Below are 17,957 nucleotides of genomic sequence, written 5' to 3'. Positions count from 1 at the left end.
GGGGGCCGGCGACTCCGCAAGCGGGGGTTGACGGTCCGTCAGCCGCCCAGCCGGTCCACCGCGGTGACCCGCAGCACCGCCCGGCCCTCCTCGTCCGAGCCGTACAGGTCGACCTCGGCGCTGATGCCCCAGTCGTGGTCGCCCTCCGGGTCGTCGAAGATCTGCCGGACCTTCCAGGCGGAGTCCTCCTCCTCGATGATCAGCATCTTGGGGCCGCGCGCGTTCGGGCCCGTGCCGAGGTCGTCGTACTCCTCCCAGTACCCGTCCATGGCGTCCGCCCAGCGGTCCGCGTCCCAGCCGTACGAGCCGTCCAGCTCGGCGAGCTCCGCGTAGTGCTCCAGCGCGCACAGCTCGACCCGGCGGAACAGCTCGTTGCGCACCAGCACCCGGAACGCCCGCGCGTTCGCCGTCACCGGCGCCGGCTTGTCGTCCAGCGTCACCTCGGGGGCCTGCGGGTCCGTCGGGTTGGCCAGCTGCTCCCACTCGTCCAGCAGGCTGGAGTCGACCTGGCGGACCAGTTCGCCGAGCCAGGCGATGACGTCCTTCAGGTCGTCGGTCTTCACGTCCTCGGGGACGGTCTGCTCCAGCGCCTTGAACGCGCCCGCCAGGTAGCGCAGCACGATGCCCTCGGTGCGCGCCAGCTCGTAGAAGCCGACGTAGTCCGAGAAGGTCATCGCCCGCTCGTACAGGTCGCGGACCACCGACTTCGGCCGCAGCTCGTGGTCGCCGATCCACGGGTGCGCCCGGCGGTACACCTCGTACGCGTGGGTGAGCAGTTCCTCCAGCGGCTTCGGGTAGGTGATCTCCTGGAGCCGCTCCATCCGCTCCTCGTACTCGATCCCGTCGCGCTTCATCTCGCCGATGGCCTCGCCGCGCGCCTTGTTCTGCTGTGCGGCGAGGATCTGGCGCGGGTCGTCGAGGGTCGCCTCGACCACCGAGATCACGTCCATCGCGTACGAGGGCGAGGTCGGGTCGAGGAGCTCGAAGGAGGCCAGGGCGAAGGTGGAGAGCGGCTGGTTGAGCGCGAAGTTCTCCTGGAGGTCGAGCGTCAGGCGCACGATCCGGCCCTCGGCGTCCGGCTCCGGCAGCCGCTCGACCACGCCGCCCTGCAGCAGGGAGCGGTAGATCGCGATCGCGGTGCGGATGTGCCGGCGCTGCGCCGCGCGGTCCTCGTGGTTGTCGGTGAGGAGCTTGCGCATCGCCTCGAAGGCGTTGCCGGGGCGGCCGATCACCGACAGCAGCATCGCGTGGCTCACCTTGAACCGGGAGACCAGCGGCTCCGGGTCGGCGCCGATCAGCTTGTCGAAGGTCTCCTCGGTCCAGCCGACGAAGCCCTCTGGGGCCTTCTTGCGCACCACCTTGCGCTTCTTCTTCGGGTCGTCCCCGGCCTTGGCGATCGCCTTGTCGTTCTCGATCACGTGCTCGGGCGCCTGCGCCACCACCTGTCCGACGGTGTCGAAGCCGGCCCGGCCGGCCCGCCCGGCGATCTGGTGGAACTCCCGGGCGCGCAGGATCCGCACCCGCTGCCCGTCGTACTTCGACAGGGCGGTGAACAGCACCGTGCGGATCGGCACGTTGACGCCGACACCGAGCGTGTCCGTCCCGCAGATCACCTTCAACAGGCCGGCCTGGGCGAGGCGTTCGACCAGTCGGCGGTACTTCGGCAGCATGCCCGCGTGGTGCACGCCGATGCCGTGGCGCACGAAACGGGACAGGTTGCGGCCGAACTTGGTGGTGAAGCGGAAACCGCCGATCAGGTCGGCGATGGCGTCCTTCTCCGCCTTCGAGCACATGTTGATGCTCATCAGCGACTGCGCCCGGTCCACCGCCTCCTTCTGCGTGAAGTGCACCACGTAGACCGGCGCCTGGCCGGTCTGCAGCAGCTCCTCCAGGGTGTCGTGCATCGTGGTGCGGCGGTACTCGTAGAACAGCGGCACCGGGCGGGTCGTGTTGCGCACCACCGTCGTCGGGCGGCTCGTCCGGCGGGTCAGGTCCTCCTCGAAGCGGCGCACGTCGCCGAGCGTCGCCGACATCAGCAGGAACTGTGCCTGCGGCAGCTCCAGCAGTGGGATCTGCCAGGCCCAGCCGCGGTCCGGCTCCGCGTAGAAGTGGAACTCGTCCATGACCACCTGGCCGACGTCCGCCCGGAGCCCGTCGCGCAGCGCGATCTGCGCCAGCACCTCGGCCGTGCAGCAGATGATCGGCGCGGTCGGGTTCACGCTCGCGTCGCCGGTCATCATGCCGACCTGCTCGGTGCCGAACATCTTGACCAGGTCGAAGAACTTCTCCGACACCAGCGCCTTGATCGGCGCCGTGTAGAACGTCCGCTTCCCCTCCGCCAGCGCCGCGAAGTGTGCGCCCGCCGCCACCAGGCTCTTGCCCGACCCGGTCGGCGTCGCCAGGATGACGTTGTTCCCCGACACCAGCTCGATCAGCGCCTCCTCCTGCGCCGGGTACAGCGTGATCCCGCGCTCCTCCGCCCACGCGGCGAAGGTCTCGTACAGCGCATCGGGCGTGGCGGGCTTCGGCATCAGATCAAGGAGGGTCACCCGGCTATCTTGCCTGCTCGCCGCCACCCCCGGCAAAGCCCGCCCTCCGCCGGCACCCGCCCCGGGACTGTCCGGATCGCTGCACCGGCGGCCGCGAAGCTGTGCGCGGCCGCCCATTGATCGCGGCGGCGGGGCCGTGCCAGAGTGCCGGGCATGGTCCAACCGCTCGCGTCCGGAACGCACACCACCGACCTGGCCCCGGCGGCCGTCTTCGACTGGCTCGACGAGGCCGCCGAGCTGCGGGCCGAGGCCGGGCTGACCCGCCGGCTGCGCAGCCGCGTGGCGCAGGACCCGGTGCTCGACCTGGCCGGGAACGACTACCTGGGGCTGACCAGGCACCCGGCGGTGACGCAGGCGGCCGCCGAGGCGGCGCTGCGCTGGGGCGGAGGGTCGACCGGGTCGCGGCTGGTGACCGGGACGACCGCGCTGCACACCGAACTGGAGGAGGAGCTCGCCGCGTTCTGCGGGGTCGAGGCGGCGCTGGTGTTCTCCTCCGGGTACACCGCCAACCTGGCCGCGCTGACCGCACTCACCGACCCGGACACGCTGATCGTGTCGGACGCCTACAACCACGCCTCGCTCATCGACGGCTGCCGGCTCGCCCGCGCCGACGTCCACCGGGCCCCGCACAGCGACCCGCAGGCCGTCCGGGAGGCGCTGGAGCGCCGGACGCAGCGGCGGGCGCTGGTGGTCAGCGACTCGGTGTTCTCGGTGGACGGCGACGCCGCCCCGCTGGCCGGGCTGTCCGCCGCCGCTCGGGCGCACGGCGCCGCGCTGCTGGTCGACGACGCGCACGGGCTGGGCGTCCTCGGCCCCGGCGGCGCCGGGGCGCTCGCGGCGGCCGGGCTCGCCGGGCAGCCGGACACCGTTGCCACCGTCACGCTCTCCAAGTCGCTCGGCTCGCAGGGCGGCGCCGTGCTCGGGCCGCGCCGGGTGATCCGCCACCTCACCGAGACCGCCCGCACCTTCATCTTCGACACCGGCCTCGCCCCGGCCGCCGTCGCCGCCGCCCTCGCCGCGCTGCGCCTGCTGCGCGCCGAGCCGCACCGCGCCGACCGCACCCGCGAGGTGGCCCGCGGCCTCGCGGCCCGGCTGACCGCCGCTGGGCTCCGGGCCTGCGAGCCGGACGCGGCCGTGGTGTCGGTGCGCGCCCCGGGCGCGGAGGCCGCCGTCGCCTGGGCCGCCGACTGCCGGCGGGCCGGGCTCGCCGTCGGCTGCTTCCGCCCGCCGTCCGTCCCGGACGGGGTGTCCCGGCTGCGGCTCACCGCGCGCGGGGACCTGACGGACGCGCAGCTCGCGGAGGCGGTCCGGATCATCGCCGAGCTGGCGCCGGAGGGCGCCCGGGTCGGCTGACACCTGCCGGGAGGGGCGCGCGGCGGCCGGCTGCCTGGCCGCCCTGCCGCCCTGCCGCCCTGCCGCCCTGCCGCCCGCTTGGTCGCCTGCTTGGCCGCCCGTGCAACCGTCCGGCCGTCGGTGGCGTCACCCCAGCGGGGGTGAGCCGATGGGGGTGGCGGTGCGGCGGTGGGGGCCGGTGGCGGCCGGGGTGCTGCTGGTGTGGCTGGCCGGGTGGCTGGTGGGCGGGCCGGTGCGGCAGTTCGGGCAGGCGGCGGGCCTGGTGGGGGTGCCCGGGACGTTCCGGGCGGAGCGGTGTCTGATCCCGGCGTACGAGGACGGCCCACCCCCTTCGGACTGCCGGGGCGCGTTCCGCCCGGACGGCGGCGGCCCGGTGCACGGGCACGCCCGGATGTGGGCGGGCGCGCCGGTCGGCGAGGACGTCTGGGCGGTGTGCGAGGGCGACGAGTGCCACCTGGTGTCGGACGCCGAGGTCGCGCGGACGGTGATGCTGCTGGCACTGGCCCTGGCACCGGGGGTGGCGGGCGTGCTGCTGACCGGCGTCGGCCTGCGCGAGCGGCGGGTCGGCCGGGGGCTGCTGCTCTCCGGCGCGGTCGGGGGCGTCCTGCTGTTCACCCTGGTGGTGCTGGGCGGCGTCCTCTGGTTCGTGCTGGCTATGACGGGGGTGTGAAGACACGCCCTACGCTTTCCGGGCCCGGCTCGGCTGCACCCTGGTCGGCTCGCCGGCCGCCTTGGGGTGGTCGGGCGGGTACGGGAGCTCGCCGAGGCCCTCGTCGCGCAGCTGCTTGTCGTACAGCTCCAGCAGGCCGTCCAGCCGGTACGCCCGGCCGTCCATCTCGGCGTTCAGGTCGCCGAGTTCGGCGAAGCGGGCGGGGACGGTGCGCAGGTCGAAGTCCTCGGGGGAGGCGTCGTCGAGCTCCTCCCAGCGCAGCGGGGTCGAGGCGGTGGCGCGCGGGCGGGCGCGCAGGGAGTAGGCGGAGGCGATGGTGCGGTCGCGGGCCATCTGGTTGTAGTCGACGAAGATCCGCTCGCCGCGCTCCTCCTTCCACCAGGCGGTGGTGACCTGCCCGGGCATGCGCTGCTCCAGCACCCGGCCGAGGGCGATCACCGCGTGCCGGCCGTCGGTGAAGGTCCACTCGGGCACCAGCGGGACGTACACGTGCAGGCCGCGCCCGCCGGAGGACTTGGGCCAGCCGCGCAGCCCGTACTCCTCCAGCAGGGCGCGCAGTTCGTGGGCGATGCGGACGGCGTCGTGGAAGTCGGTGCCGGGCTGCGGGTCGAGGTCGATGCGCAGCTCGTCGACGTGCTCGGTGTCGGAGCGGCGGACCGGCCAGGGGTGGAAGGTGAGGCAGCCGAGGTTGGCGGCCCACAGCACGGCGGCCGGCTCGGTGGGGCAGATCTCGTCGGCGGAGCGGCCGCTGGGGAAGTTGATCCGGGCGGTGGGCAGCCAGTCCGGCAGGCCCTTGGGGGCGCGTTTCTGGTAGAAGAACTCGCCGTCCACGCCGTCCGGGAAGCGCTGCAGGGTGGTGGGCCGGTCGCGCAGTCCGCGCAGCACCCCGTCGGCGACGGCCAGGTAGTACTGCGCGACGTCCAGCTTGGTGAAGCCGCGCTCGGGGTAGTACACCTTGTCCGGGTTCGACAGCCGGACGCTGCGCCCGGCGACATCCAGTTCCACGGCTGAGCCCATGCCCCTCACGCTAAGGGCGCCGTGCCCCGCGCGCGCCTTTTCGTCGCGGGCCCTCTTCGTCGCGGGCCTTCTCGTCGCGCGCCCGATCCTCGTGTGCCCTTTCGTCGCGCGTCTTCCGGCCGTGCGCGCGAGGATCGGAGCCATGGACCTGCCCGTGATGCCGCCGGTGGCGCCGATGCTCGCCAAGTCGGTGGCGAAGATCCCGCCGGGGATGCAGTACGAGGCCAAGTGGGACGGCTTCCGGACGATCGTGTTCCGCGACGGCGACGAGGTGGAGCTCGGCAGCCGCACCGGCAAACCGCTGACCAGGTACTTCCCCGAGCTGGTCGCCGCGCTGCGGCGGGAGCTGCCGCCGCGCTGCGTGCTGGACGGCGAGGTGGTGATCGCCCGGGACGGCCGGCTGCGGTTCGAGGAACTGCTGGAGCGCATCCATCCGGCGGCCAGCCGGGTGCGGCTGCTGGCGGAGCGGACGCCCGCCTCCTTCATCGCCTTCGACCTGCTCGCGCTCGGTGACGCCCCGCTGCTGGACGAGCCGCTGTCGGTGCGCCGCGCGGCCCTGGAGACGGCGCTCGGCGCCGCCCGCGACCCGGTGTTCACCGCCCCCGCCTCCACCGACCGGGACGTGGCGCAGACCTGGTTCGCCGAGTACGAGGGCGCCGGGCTGGACGGCGTGGTGGCCAAGCCGCTGGACCAGCCGTACCGGCCGGGCGAACGGACCATGTTCAAGATCAAGCACGAGCGCACCGCCGACTGCGTGGTGGCCGGCTACCGCGAGCACAAGAGCGGCCCGGTGGTCGGCTCGCTGCTGCTCGGCATCAACGACGCCGAGGGCCGGCTCCAGCACGTCGGCGTCTGCGCCGCGTTCTCGATGGCCCGCCGCCGCGAACTCGCCGAGGAACTCGCCCCGTTGCGGATGACCGACCTCTCCCGCCACCCGTGGGGCGGCTGGGCGGACGAGGCGGCGCACGCCGAGGGCCGGCTGCCGGGCGCGGTCAGCCGGTGGACCGGTGGCAAGGACCTCTCCTGGGTCGCGCTGCGCCCCGAGCGGGTGGTCGAGGTCGCCTACGACCACATGGAGGGCACCCGCTTCCGGCACACCGCGCAGTTCCGCCGCTGGCGGTCGGACCGCACGCCGGAGAGCTGCACCTACGCGCAGCTGGAGGAGCCCGTCTCCTACGATCTGGCCCGCGTGCTGGGCAGCTGACGGCGCGCCGGAGGCCCGGCCCGGTGATCCGGGCCGGGCCTCCGGCGGGTCTGGCGTTCAGACGTTCAGACGTTCAGGCGGTCTGGCGCTCAGGCGTTGACCGTGGTCGGCGCGCCGGAGGGGGACCCCGGGGCGCCGGGCGAGGCCGGGGACGAGGCCGACCCCGATCCAGAGGGCGAGAGCGACGGCGACGGCGACGCGGACCCCGAGGACGAGGCCGACGGCGAGGCCGTGTTCATCGGCGGGATCGAGTAGACGTTCTTCGGCGAGACGATCTGCGTGATCGCCTTCGCGAACAGCGAGGACGGCTCCGAACCCCGGTACGGCACATCGGTGTTGAGCAGGATCACCAGGGTGGCCTGGGACTGCGGCAGGTACACCGCCACGGTCTCGTAACCGGGCAGCGAGCCGTTGTGCCCGATCCACCCGTTGTTGTTGAACAGCCCGAGGCCGTAGCCGACGCCGGGGTCGCCGGTCGGCTGGGTCTTCAACCGCTGGGACTGGGTGTCCTGCTTCAGCAGGGAGCCGGTGGCCAGGGACTTCGCCCAGTTCTGCAGGTCGGTGAGGTTGGAGATGACCGCCCCGGCCGACCAGGCCCAGGACGGGTTCCAGTCGGTGGCGTCCGTGGTATGGCCGTTGGGCGTCTGGTCGGTGTAGCCGCGGGCGTGCGGGTCGGGGAAGGTCGCGTCGGTCGGGAAGACCGTCCCGTTCAGCCCGGCCTGGCTGAACACCTGGTCCTTGAGGAACTGGCCCACGGGCTCCCCGCCGGCCTTCTCGATGACCTTGCCGAGCAGGATGTAGTTGCTGTTGCTGTACTGGAACTTGCTGCCCGGCGGGAAGTTCGCCGGGTGCTTGTACCCGTAGGCGAGCAGCTGGTCGGGCGTGAACACCCGGTTCGGGTCGCTGATCAGCGCGTTCACGAAGTCCGGGTCGGAGGTGTACGGGAACAGGCCGCTGCGCATCCCGGCGAGCTGGCGGATGGTGATGTTGTCGCCGCCGGGCACGCCGTCCACGTACTTGGAGACCGGGTCGTCCAGGCCCACCTTGCCCTGGTCGACCAGCCGCAGCACGCCGGTCGCCGTGAAGGTCTTGGTCACGCTGCCGATCCGCATGTTCAGATCGGGCGACATCGGGGTGCCGGACTTGTCGGCCTGGCCGAAGGCCCGCTGGTAGCTGCCGTCGGGGGTGGTGATCCCGACGATCACGCCGGGGGTGGAGGTCTGGCCCAGCACCTGCTTGATCGCGGCGTCCAGCTGGTTGGCGACGTCGGGGGTCAGCGGCACCACCGCGCCGGCCGAGCCGCTGGCCGCGCCCGAGCCCGATGCGGACGGGCTGAGCGCGGCCGGCTCGGCGGTGAGGGCCGCGCCGCCGGCCGGCCGGTTCGGCGGCGACCCGCCGGAGCAGGCCGCGGTCGCGAGCAGGCCGGTCAGCACCAGGGCGGCGCAGGCCGCTCGGCGGGTGGAACGGGACGCGGCCGGGTGTGGCCGTCGGATCGTGGTCATAGGTCGAGGCGCCTCTCTGCGGCGGACGGCCCCGGAGCGCTGCTCCACGAGGCCGACGGGGGAGCGCCGCCACCGTAAGCACCGCCGGTGCGGCCCCGCGCGTCGGCCGCCGCGGGGCTGACCCGAACGGACCCAGCGGTCAGCCGACTGCCCCGGCCGGCTGGCGCACATCGCCTCCCGTGTTGTCAAGGACCGCTGCCCACTGGGGGATTGGTGTCGCGGAAGCGGGCTCGCGCTCGGCCGAACAGGTGAGCACCGGCATGCCGCACCCGCCCCCGGCCCCAGCTCGGGCACGATCGTTTAGCCCAGCTGTGGCCGCCCTTAAGAATTCCTCGATGGACCGAACCCGCTCTCACCAGGCAGATTGCTGCCTGCCCGGAACGCGTCCGCCAGGAACGGCCACACCGGGGCCACTCGGCCTGCCCACCCGCGAAGGCCGCCCCACTCGCACGTCAGGAGCCGTCGCCCGTGAAGGCACTCGTCAAGCAGAAGGCCGAGCCCGGGCTCTGGCTGGTGGACGTCCCGAAGCCGGAGATCGGCCCCGGCGAGGTGCTGATCAAGGTGCTGCGGACCGGCATCTGCGGCACCGACCTGCACATCCGCAACTGGGACGGCTGGGCCCAGCAGACCATCACGACCCCGCTGGTGCTCGGCCACGAGTTCGTCGGCGAGGTCGCCGAGATCGGCGCCGGCGTCGCGGACATCGCGGTCGGCGACCGGGTCAGCGGCGAGGGCCACCTGGTCTGCGGCAAGTGCCGCAACTGCCAGGCCGGCCGCCGCCACCTGTGCCGCAACACGGTCGGCCTCGGCGTCGGCCGGGACGGCGCCTTCGCCGAGTACGTGGCCCTGCCCGCCTCCAACGTCTGGGTGCACCGGGTGCCGGTCGACCTGGACGTGGCCGCGATCTTCGACCCGTTCGGCAACGCCGTCCACACCGCGCTCTCCTTCCCGCTGGTCGGCGAGGACGTGCTGATCACCGGCGCGGGCCCGATCGGCATCATGGCCGCTGCCGTCGCCAAGCACGCCGGCGCCCGCAACGTGATGATCACCGACGTCTCCCCGTACCGCCTCGACCTGGCCCGGGAGGTCGGCGTCACGCTGGCGCTGAACGTCGCCGAGCACACCATCGAGGAGGGCCAGCAGAAGCTCGGCCTGCGCGAGGGCTTCGACGTCGGCCTGGAGATGTCCGGCCGCCCCGAGGCGATGCAGTCGATGATCGCCAACATGACCCACGGCGGGAAGATCGCCGTGCTCGGCCTGCCCGCCGAGCAGTTCCCGATCGACTGGGCCTCGGTCGTCACCTCGATGCTCACCATCAAGGGCATCTACGGCCGCGAGATGTTCGAGACCTGGTACGCGATGTCCGTGCTGCTGGAGGGCGGGCTGGACCTCGCCCCGGTGATCACCGGCCGGTACGCCGCCGACGACTTCGCGGCCGCCTTCGACGAGGCCGCCAGCGGCCGCTGCGGCAAGATCATCCTCGACTGGACCGCCTGAGCCCCCCCGTTCGTCCTCGTTAGGAGTCCGCAGTGTTCGACAACGTGCGCGCCGACATCGCCATCACCCTCGACGAGATCCGCGAGGCCGGGCTCTTCAAGCCCGAGCGGGTCATCGGCACCCCGCAGAGCGCCGCGGTCACCGTCACCGGCGGCGGCCGCCCCGGTGAGGTGCTGAACTTCTGCGCCAACAACTACCTCGGCCTGGCCGACCACCCCGAGGTGCTCGCCGCCGCCAAGGACGCGCTGGACCGCTGGGGCTACGGCATGGCCTCGGTGCGCTTCATCTGCGGCACCCAGGACGTCCACAAGGCGCTGGAGGACCGGCTCTCGGCCTTCCTGGGCCAGGAGGACACCATCCTGTACTCCTCCTGCTTCGACGCCAACGGCGGCGTCTTCGAGACCCTGCTCGACGACCGCGACGCCGTCATCTCCGACGCGCTCAACCACGCGAGCATCATCGACGGCATCCGCCTCAGCAAGGCCCGCCGCCACCGCTACGCCAACCGCGACCTGGCCGACCTGGAGCAGCAGCTCAAGGAGACCCAGGACGCCCGCCGCCGCCTGATCGTCACCGACGGCGTGTTCTCGATGGACGGCTACGTCGCCCCGCTGCGCGAGATCTGCGACCTGGCCGACCGCTACGACGCCATGGTCATGGTCGACGACTCGCACGCCGTCGGCTTCGTCGGCCCCGGCGGCCGCGGCACCCCCGAACTGCACGGCGTGATGGACCGCGTGGACATCATCACCGGCACCCTCGGCAAGGCGCTCGGCGGCGCCTCCGGCGGCTACGTCGCCGCCCGCCGGGAGATCGTCGCCCTGCTGCGCCAGCGCTCCCGCCCGTACCTGTTCTCCAACTCGCTCGCCCCGGTGATCGCGGCGGCCTCGCTGAAGGTGCTCGACCTGGTCGAGCAGTCCAACGAGCTGCGCGAGCGGCTGGCGGCCAACACGGCGCTGTTCCGCAGCAGGATGACCGAGGCCGGCTTCGAGATCCTGCCGGGCGACCACCCGATCGCCCCGGTGATGATCGGCGACGCGGCCAAGGCCGGCCGGCTCGCCGAACTGCTGCTGGAGCGCGGCGTGTACGTGATCGGCTTCTCGTTCCCGGTGGTCCCGCACGGCCAGGCCCGGATCCGGGTGCAGCTGTCCGCCGCGCACTCCACCGAGGACGTCGAGCGCGCCGTCGCCGCCTTCGTCGACGCGCGCGCCGCGCTGGGCGAGTAGGCCCTGTCCGGCGCTGAGTAAGCCGGCAGCCCCATGAGCTGCCCGCGGGCCGGTCCGCTCGGAACCGGACCGGCCCGCGGGCTCACCATCGTCGTGCGGTGGGGGCGCATCGATCCGCCCCCACCGCATGGCCCACCAACCATCTGCCCCACCCTCCCGCTTCGGGGGCGGGACGCCGGCCCGGCCGACGTCCCGCCCCCGTACGCGGTTCACGGTGCGAGCGGTGGTTGACGGTCAGTCGTCGCTGTCCTGGCCTTGGTCCTGGTCCTGGTCGTCGCCCTGGACGTCGCCGTGGCCGTGGTGCGCGGTGGCGCGGGCGAAGACCTGGGAGTCGGTGGTCGCCGGGCCGCCGGTGCCGGCGAGCAGGTTGCCGCTGGTCGAGCTGAACACCACCGTGCGGCCGCGGGCGTCCACGACCGGGTCGGCCGAGGAGCCGTTGCCGAGCGAGCCGTCCGCGGCGGTGGCGACCCGCTCGGTGCGGCCGGTGCGCAGGTCGTGCCGGTAGACGTCCCAGCCCGGGTGCTGCGGGCCCGCCACCAGGTTGTCGGCGGCGGAGGCGAAGTAGACCCAGCGGTTGTCGGTGGTGATCCGGGCGTGGTCGGAGGAGCCGACCGAGGTGGTGCCGGGCAGGCCGCCGCTGATCTTCGTCACGGTGCCCTTCCCGAGGTCCCGGACGTACAGCACGGTGTGGAACCGGTGGCCGCCGGTCGACCCGCCGGGCTCGGGCAGGGCGTAGATCGCGCGCCGCCCGTCGGGGCTGATCGTCGCGCCGAAGCTCGGGGCGCCGAGCTTGCCGTCGAGGTCGAGGCTGGCGGCGGAGATCCGGCCGGACTCCACGTCGTAGGTGTAGTAGGGGGCGGTCACCGGCCGGGCCAGGTTCGGGGCCAGGCCCTTCTGTGCGCTGCGGGGCAGGGCCGGGGCGATGCCCGGGGCCAGCTCCACGTCGGCGGGGGCGGCGGCGCCCCCGGCGGCCGGGGCGGGGGTCTGGTCGGCGGGCAGCAGGTTGTCGGCCATGGAGGTGAAGCCGATGGTGCGGCCGTCCGCGCTGATCGTCGGGTGGAGGGACATGCCGTCGCCCGGCTTGCCGTCCACGCCGCGGGTCACCAGCTTGGTCTTCCCCGTCCAGCGGTCGGTGACGTAGATGTTGTAGTCCCAGGTGTAAGGCCTGGCCAGCGAGGGGTCGCCGCCCTGGAGGTCGGGGACGAGGTCCTTGCGGCTGGAGCCGAAGACCACGTAGCGGCCGTTCGCGCTGATCGAGGGCGCGTAGGAGGCGTGGAACTTGTCGGTGTCGGTGCCGGTGAGTCCGCCGCTGATCAGCTCGGTGCGGCCGGTCTTCCGGTCGCGGACGTACACCTCGTCGCGCCCCTGGACCTGCATGCCGGGCACCACGTTCTCGGCGTCGCTGTCGAAGGCGACGTAGCGGCCGTCGGCGTTGATCGCGACGTTGTCGGTGAAGCCGTTCAGCGCGCTGCCGTCGGCGGCCAGGTTGATCCGCTCGGTGCGGCCGGTCCTCAGGTCGCGGACGTAGGCGTCGCGGGCGCTCTTCGCGGGCTGGGACACCAGGTTCGTGGCCCAGGAGGTGAACAGGGCGTAGCGGCCGTTGGCGCTGATCGCCTGGCTCCACGACTGGTTGTCCGGCGCGGCGCCGTTCACCCCGACGCTGACCTGGACGGTGCCGCGCGGCGCCCGGTCGGCCCGGTCGGCCTGGGCGGGTGCGGCGGTCACGGCGAGTACGGCGGTGGCCGCGAGAATGCTGCCGCCGCCGGCCAGCCACCGGTTGCGGGTGGTACGGGTGCTGCGTGTCATGACGTCTGCCTCCCCGGGGATCGCCCGGCCGGGCTCCCTCCCGGCGACGGGCTTTCGGGAGAGCCAATCGTCGGGAGGGCCGGTGGTCAACGCCCACGGGTGATCTCGGCCGAAAATACGTCAACGGACGTATGCGGCAGGAGAGTCAGGACGTCACGGGCGGCGCAGGAAGACGTCCAGGAAGGTGTTGGTGTCACCCGGCACCAGGTCGCCGTCCGAGGCGTCGAAGATCACCGTGTCGCCGGTGGCGTCCACGTACGGGCCGTAGGAGGAGGCGGTGCTCTGCCCGCCGCTCCGGGTGAGGCTGATCCGCTCGATCCGCCCGGTCCACAGGTCGCGGCGGAACACGTCACTGGCGGAGTTGGTGTCGTCGGGGACGAGGTTCTCGGCGGCGGAGTCGAAGTAGACCCAGCGGTCGTCGAGCGTCATGACGCCACCGGACGAGGACCACTTGGCGGTGGTGCCCGGCAGGTCGGTGTTGACCTTGGTGATCTTGCCGGTGGCCAGCTCGTGGACGTACACGTCCATCCGGATGCCGTGGGCCGGGGCGGGGGCCCCGCCGATGAACACCGGGAGGCTGTAGATCGCGTAGCGGCCGTCCGGGCTGAGCCGGCCGTCGCGGCCGCCGTCGCTCAGGGCCCCGGTGTCGTCCAGGCTGGCGCCGGCGATCTTGCCGGTGCCGGCCTTCCAGACGTAGTACGGGTAGAACTTGGGCCCGGCCAGCTGGGGTGCCCCGGCCCCGGGCGTCGGGTCGGTGGTCGGGGTCGGGGCCGGAGTGCCCGGGAGCAGGTTCCCGGCCCGGGAGCCGAAGCCGACCGTCGAGCCGTCCGCACTGATCGTCGGACTGAAGGAGTTGTTGTCGGCGCCCTCGCCCTCCGTGCCGGAGGTGACCAGCCGGGTGGTGTGCGTCCAGCGGTCGGTGACGTAGATGTTGTTCTTGCCGCGTTTCACGCCCGGGGCGAGGTCGGTGCGGCTGGAGGCGTAGGCGACGAAGCGGCCGTCCCAGCTGAGGGTGGGGCTGTCGGCGGTGCGGATGCTCTGGTCGTCGGTGCTCGCCGGGCCGGCGGCGGTGATCAGCTCGGTGCGGCCGGTCCAGCGGTCGTGGACGAAGACGTCGCTGCCGTGCTTCGGCTGGCCGGGCAGCACGTTGGTGGCGGCGGTGCTGAACGCCACGTACCGGCCGTCGCCGCTGATCGCGGCCTGGTTGGTGGCGGCGTCCAGCTTGGAGCCGTCGGCGGCGACGCTGACCCGCTCGACGTGTCCGTTGCGCAGGTCCCGCACGTAGACCTCGTTCGAGTTCGGGGTGCCGGCCCCGGGCAGCAGGTTGGTCGCGGTCGAGGTGAACAGCGCGGAGCGGCCGTCGGCGCTCAGCCCGAGCGCGGACGAGGTGCCGTCGAGCTGCTCGCCCTTGGGCCCCTCGCTCACCCGGGAGGTGTCGCCCTTGAGCGGCCGGGCCTCGGCGGCGGGCATCGCGGCCCCGGCCACGGCGGCGGCCACCAGGACGCCGGCGGTGCGGGCCAGCCAACGGCGGGTTCGTGCGGTGGTCATGGACATCCTCCCCTGATGACGGCGCCGGGCCCTCGTCACCCCCGTGGCCCGGCTCGGGAAGAGCCAATCGCCGCCCGGGCCGGGTGGTCAACCGGGCGAGGCGATCTCGTCCGGAAATACGCCACCGGTCGTATCGCCCCTTACGCGGCCCCGGCCCGAATCCAGGCCCGGACCCCGCCCCGGCTCCGGGCCCGGTCCGGATCGTCCCGGCACGCTGGCAGAATTGGTCCGTGATCGACGCCCGACGGCTGCGGACCCTGCGGGCCGTGGCGGACCACCGCACCGTGACCGCCGCGGCGGCCGCCCTCTACCTGACCCCTTCCGCCGTCTCCCAGCAGCTGGCCGCCCTGGAACAGGAGACCGGCCACCACCTGCTCGCCCGCGAGGGCCGCGGGGTGCGGCTGACCGCCGCCGGGGAGATCCTGCTCGGCCACGCCGACGCCGTGCTCGCCCAGCTGGAGCGCGCCGAGGCCGACCTCGCCGCCTACAGCGCGGGCGTCTCCGGCGAGGTCACCGTCGCCTCCTTCGCCACCGGCATCGCGCTCGTCCTCGCCCCGGCGATCGGGCTGCTGGCCGCGCAGGCGCCCGGGGTGCGGCTCAAGGTGCTGGACGCGGAGGGCGACGCCAGCCTGCCGATGGTCCTCGACGGCCGGGCCGACCTCGCGGTGGCCGTCGAGTACCGGGGCGCCCCGCGCGCCGACGACGCCCGGCTCACCCGCGTCCCGCTGTACGCCGAGCCGTTCGAGGCGGTGCTGCCGCTCGGCCACCCGCTGGCCGCCGACGGCGGTCCGCTCGCCGTCGCGGCCCTCGCCGACGAGCGGTGGATCGGCCCCTACCCGGGCAACCCCTGCCACGACGTCGTCCTGCTGGCCTGCGAGCACGCCGGCTTCCAGCCGCGCCTGGTGCACTCCTCCGACGACTTCCGGGCCGTCGTCGCCCTCGCCTCGGCGGGCGCCGGCGTCGCCCTCGTGCCGCGCTCGGCGTTGCGCGGCGTCGACCTCGGCCGGATCGCCGTCCGGCCGGTGGACAGCGAACTCGCCACCCGCCGGGTCTTCGCCGCCGTCCGGGCCGGCGCCGACGGGCACCCGCTGATCCGCCCGGTCCTGGACGCCCTCGCCGAGGCGGCCGCGGCGGGCGCCTGAGCCCGGACCGGTCTGCGCTCGGCGCCTGGGCTCAGGCGGGTCGGGGCGTCGTGCGCGTGCCGTTGACGACCACCCGGAACATCCAGGACAGCCGGTCCTCCGGCGCCCCGGACACCAGGTCGTCCCCGAGTGCGGCGATCCTCGGGTAGGCGGCGGCGGGCGCCGCGCGGAGCGCGTCGGTGAGCGCGCCGTGTTCCCGCTCCGCCTGCTCGCCCTGCCGGGCGGACTGCTCGGCGGCGGTGGCGGTGGCCACCTGGAGCAGCACGTCCACGCCCCAGGCCGCCTGCCCGTCCGGCACCCCGCCCTCGTGCAGCAGGGCCAGGACCGCCTCCACCAGGGCCAGGTAGTGCGGCCCGGACGGCCTCGCCACCAGTGCGGCGTGGGCGAGCGCAGGGTGCCGGAACAGCACCCCGGTACAGGAGTTGAGGACGGCGGCCAACCGCTCGCGCCAGTCCCCGGCCGCCGTCACCGGGCTCAGGTCCACCTCCCCGAGGAACTCCTCCAGGATCGCGGCGTGCAGTTCCGCGGCGTTGGCCACGTACACGTACAGCGAGGCAGGCCCGGTGTCCAGCTCCTGGGCCAGCCGCCGCATGGTCACCCGTGGCAGGCCCTCCGCCTCCAGCACCCGTACGGCGGCGGCGACGATCGCCTCGTGGCTCAGCGCGGGCTTCGCCGGCCGCTCGCGGCGGCTGCGGGGTCGGGAGGGGGAGCTCGTCATACCGGCCAGCCTAGCGACCGTGTTCGTGACGAACTAGTTCGCCGAGGGTGTGCCCGCCGGGGCGGGCTGGTCCGGGGCGGGCTGGGCCGGGGCGGTGAACTGGTCGAGCAGGCCCTGGAGGCCGTCGGGGCCGAACATCAGCTCCAGGCTGGCGGCGGAGGCGGCGGCCGAGGCCTCGCTGCGCGGGAAGAGGGCGCGCTCGTAGGCGGTCAGGGCGGCCTCGGGGTCGCCGGGGTGGTGGGCGAGGGCCTTGCCGAGTTCGGCGCCGTCGAGCATGGCGAGGTTGGCGCCCTCGCCGGCGAACGGGGACATCAGGTGGGCGGCGTCGCCGAGCAGGGTGACGCCGGGGGTGCGGTCCCAGCGGTGGCCGACGGGCAGGGCGTGGATCCGGCGCGCGACCAGGTCGCCGTCGGCGTCGGCGAGCAGGGCCCGCAGGCCGTCGGCCCAGCCGTCGAAGCCGGCCAGCACGGCCGCCTTGGCGGTGTCGGGGGCGGTGGTGTCGATGCCGTCCAGCCAGTCCTCGCCGGCCCGGACGGCGGTGTAGACGTGGATGCTGCCGTCGCCCTCGCGGTGGGCGAGGAAGCCGCGACCCTCGGCCACGGAGAGGAAGAACCCGCCGCCGACCAGGGCGGCCGCCTCGGGGTGCCGGGTGTCCGCGTCGTGCAGGTCGGCCTCGACGAAGGAGATCCCGGTGTAGGCGGGCCGGGCGTCGGACAGCAGCGGCCGGATCCGGGACCACGCGCCGTCCGCCCCGACCAGCAGGTCCGTGGTGACGGCCGTGCCGTCGGCGAAGGCGACCTGGTGGCGGCCGTCGCCCAGCGCGTGGGTGCGGACCACCTTCCGGCCCCAGTGCACGGTGCCGGCGGGCAGGGAGTCCAGCAACAGGTCGCGCAGGCGGCCCCGGTCGACCTCGGGGCGGCCGCCGGTGCCGTCGTCCTCCTGCTCCAGCCGGACGGCTCCGTCCGGCCCCACCACCCGCAGGGCCTCGCCGCCCGCGTGGACCAGGGCCAGGAACCGGTCGTGCAGCCCGGCGTCGTGCAGGGCCCGCTGGCCGGAGTCGTCGTGGATGTCGAGCAGGCCGCCCTGGGTGCGGGCCTCGGGCGAGGGCTCCAGGTCGAAGACGGCGGCCCGGATGCCGTGGACGTGCAGGACCCGGGCGAGCACGAGGCCCCCGAGCCCGGCTCCGATGACGGCGACGGGAACGTGCTGGACGGTCATGGCCATTCCTTGGGTCGGTATCGGTCCGTGTCGGTCGGCGCGGGTTCGCCGCCCGCCCCTCCACGGTAACGAACATGTTCGTAACGAACAAGTTCGTCCCCTGGAGCGGCCAACCGGACAACCCGGGATCCCACCGGACGGGAGTGTGAGAACTTCACGATCCGGACATGGCGGGATCACTGGCGCGCCGCGAGACGAGGCGGGCAGACTCGGTGCCGGAGAACCAGCTGACGGGAGGCCGTGGACGTGGGATTACCGGTTGCGCCGGACGGGCCCGGCCCCCCTTCGCGGTCGGCCCGTTCTCGGGTTCCTGGCAACTGGTCACGGCTGTTGTTCCCTCACGAGTGGGTGGTGGTGGTCCGTCTCACGAGTGGGTGGGGTGGTGGTCCGTCGCGGCCGCCGAGGAAGAGGGGTTACGGCGGCCCGCTGCCGCCAATTCGATAGCGAGGTGCGAGGTACGCCCGACGTCCGGGCACGCCAGCACCCGTCCGAGCATGTCCCAAGAGT

The 17,957-nt window shown here is 73.7% G+C and carries 13 protein-coding genes; 6 read left to right on the top strand and 7 right to left on the bottom strand.

Features of this window, described 5'->3' with window-relative positions; all coding sequences use genetic code 11:
• Positions 1-38 precede the first annotated feature (38 nt).
• Positions 39-2,549: a DUF3516 domain-containing protein gene (locus AB0R04_RS29215; protein ID WP_363376488.1), complete on the bottom strand. Its 2,511-nt coding sequence runs from the start codon at positions 2,547-2,549 to the stop codon at positions 39-41.
• 153 nt (positions 2,550-2,702) lie between these two features.
• On the opposite strand from AB0R04_RS29215, the gene AB0R04_RS29210 reads away from it, so the two are divergent.
• Both AB0R04_RS29210 and AB0R04_RS29205 read left to right on the top strand, forming a co-directional pair.
• Positions 2,703-3,902 (top strand): 8-amino-7-oxononanoate synthase, encoded by a 1,200-nt coding sequence (locus AB0R04_RS29210; protein WP_363376486.1) that lies wholly within the window; start codon positions 2,703-2,705, stop codon positions 3,900-3,902.
• A 148-nt stretch (positions 3,903-4,050) separates the two neighbouring features.
• On the top strand, positions 4,051-4,572 hold the full coding sequence (locus tag AB0R04_RS29205) for a hypothetical protein (protein WP_363376484.1): 522 nt from the start codon (positions 4,051-4,053) through the stop codon (positions 4,570-4,572).
• A 9-nt stretch (positions 4,573-4,581) separates the two neighbouring features.
• Here the strand turns inward: AB0R04_RS29205 and ligD are convergent, their stop codons facing one another.
• On the bottom strand, positions 4,582-5,589 hold the full coding sequence (gene ligD, locus AB0R04_RS29200; protein WP_363376482.1) for a non-homologous end-joining DNA ligase: 1,008 nt from the start codon (positions 5,587-5,589) through the stop codon (positions 4,582-4,584).
• A 142-nt stretch (positions 5,590-5,731) separates the two neighbouring features.
• Between ligD and AB0R04_RS29195 the strand changes: the two genes are divergently transcribed.
• Positions 5,732-6,793: an ATP-dependent DNA ligase gene (locus AB0R04_RS29195; RefSeq protein WP_363376480.1), complete on the top strand. Its 1,062-nt coding sequence runs from the start codon at positions 5,732-5,734 to the stop codon at positions 6,791-6,793.
• A gap of 89 nt (positions 6,794-6,882) precedes the next feature.
• Here the strand turns inward: AB0R04_RS29195 and AB0R04_RS29190 are convergent, their stop codons facing one another.
• Positions 6,883-8,295 carry a serine hydrolase domain-containing protein gene (locus tag AB0R04_RS29190; RefSeq protein WP_363376478.1) on the bottom strand — a complete coding sequence of 471 codons (1,413 nt, stop codon included), beginning with the start codon at positions 8,293-8,295 and terminating at the stop codon, positions 6,883-6,885.
• A gap of 468 nt (positions 8,296-8,763) precedes the next feature.
• Between AB0R04_RS29190 and tdh the strand changes: the two genes are divergently transcribed.
• Together tdh and AB0R04_RS29180 are read left to right on the top strand one after the other, a co-directional pair.
• Positions 8,764-9,792: an L-threonine 3-dehydrogenase gene (gene tdh, locus AB0R04_RS29185; RefSeq protein ID WP_063346237.1), complete on the top strand. Its 1,029-nt coding sequence runs from the start codon at positions 8,764-8,766 to the stop codon at positions 9,790-9,792.
• Positions 9,793-9,824: 32 nt separating this feature from the next.
• The gene (locus AB0R04_RS29180; protein WP_063346236.1) at positions 9,825-11,018 is read left to right on the top strand and encodes a glycine C-acetyltransferase; all 1,194 of its coding nucleotides are present in this window, start codon (positions 9,825-9,827) and stop codon (positions 11,016-11,018) included.
• A gap of 234 nt (positions 11,019-11,252) precedes the next feature.
• On the opposite strand, the gene AB0R04_RS29175 is transcribed toward AB0R04_RS29180, so the two are convergent.
• Both AB0R04_RS29175 and AB0R04_RS29170 read right to left on the bottom strand, forming a co-directional pair.
• Entirely contained in the window at positions 11,253-12,824 is a 1,572-nt protein-coding gene (locus tag AB0R04_RS29175) for a hypothetical protein (protein WP_363376475.1), read from the bottom strand.
• 153 nt (positions 12,825-12,977) lie between these two features.
• Entirely contained in the window at positions 12,978-14,372 is a 1,395-nt protein-coding gene (locus tag AB0R04_RS29170; protein ID WP_363376473.1) for a hypothetical protein, read from the bottom strand.
• Positions 14,373-14,602: 230 nt separating this feature from the next.
• Here AB0R04_RS29170 and AB0R04_RS29165 point away from each other — a divergent pair, with 230 nt between their 5' ends.
• Positions 14,603-15,514, top strand: a complete 912-nt coding sequence (locus tag AB0R04_RS29165) for a LysR family transcriptional regulator (protein WP_063346233.1) — start codon at positions 14,603-14,605, stop codon at positions 15,512-15,514.
• Between the two features lie 31 nt (positions 15,515-15,545).
• Here the strand turns inward: AB0R04_RS29165 and AB0R04_RS29160 are convergent, their stop codons facing one another.
• Both AB0R04_RS29160 and AB0R04_RS29155 read right to left on the bottom strand, forming a co-directional pair.
• On the bottom strand, positions 15,546-16,232 hold the full coding sequence (locus AB0R04_RS29160; protein WP_363376470.1) for a TetR/AcrR family transcriptional regulator C-terminal domain-containing protein: 687 nt from the start codon (positions 16,230-16,232) through the stop codon (positions 15,546-15,548).
• 33 nt (positions 16,233-16,265) lie between these two features.
• A complete protein-coding gene (locus tag AB0R04_RS29155) occupies positions 16,266-17,450 on the bottom strand; it encodes an NAD(P)/FAD-dependent oxidoreductase (protein ID WP_363376468.1) in 1,185 nt (394 codons plus the stop codon).
• Positions 17,451-17,957 lie beyond the last annotated feature (507 nt).

The sequence above is a fragment of the Kitasatospora sp. NPDC056731 genome (assembly GCF_040687675.1).
Taxonomy (GTDB): Bacteria; Actinomycetota; Actinomycetes; order Streptomycetales; family Streptomycetaceae; genus Kitasatospora.
This window is presented reverse-complemented; position numbering and strand designations above follow the sequence as displayed.